The sequence below is a fragment of the Streptomyces calidiresistens genome (assembly GCF_014141525.1).
GTDB classification, from domain to species: domain Bacteria; phylum Actinomycetota; class Actinomycetes; order Streptomycetales; family Streptomycetaceae; genus Streptomyces; species Streptomyces calidiresistens.
Genome location: NZ_VKHS01001433.1, coordinates 1 through 685, shown reverse-complemented (window position 1 = coordinate 685; position 685 = coordinate 1). Strand labels below are relative to the sequence as shown.

The 685-nt window shown below is 76.4% G+C and carries 1 protein-coding gene; it reads left to right on the top strand.

Annotated features, from left to right (window positions below):
* A partial coding sequence (locus tag FOE67_RS27685) for an amidohydrolase family protein (RefSeq protein WP_182667546.1) occupies positions 1 to 685 on the top strand: 685 nt, incomplete at both ends.

Here is a 685-nt window from a genome sequence, read left to right as displayed (position 1 = left end):
CACGGCCCCCGCTACGCCGACTTCCTCGCCTCCCGCCCCCCGGCCGCCGAACGCGACGCCATCGCCCGGGTCCTGGACCTCGCCCGGACCCGGGACTGCCGCGTCCACCTGCTGCACCTGTCGGCCGCCGATGCCCTGCCGCTGATCGCCGCCGCCCGACGCGACGGCGTCCGCGTCACCGCCGAGACCTGCCCCCACTTCCTGGTCCTCACCGCCGAGGAGATCCCCGACGGCGCCACCGAGTTCAAGTGCTGCCCGCCGATCCGCGACGCCGACAACCGCGACGCCCTGTGGGAGGCCCTGGCCGAGGGCACCGTCGACTGCGTGGTCTCCGACCACTCCCCGTGCACCGCCGACCTCAAGACCCCCGACTTCGGCACGGCCTGGGGCGGCATCGCCTCCCTCCAGCTCGGCCTGCCCGCCGTGTGGAGCGAGGCCCGCCGACGCGGCCACGACCTCGCCGACCTCGTGCGCTGGATGTCCGCCGCCCCCGCCGCCCTGGTCGGTCTGGACGACCGCAAGGGCGCCATCGCGCCCGGCCGCGACGCCGACCTGGTCGCCCTCGACCCCGAGGCGACGTTCACCGTCGATCCCGCCGCGCTCCACCACCGCAACCCCGTCACCGCGTGGGCCGGCCGCACCCTGTACGGAGTGGTGCGCCGCACCTGGCTGCGCGGCACCGACA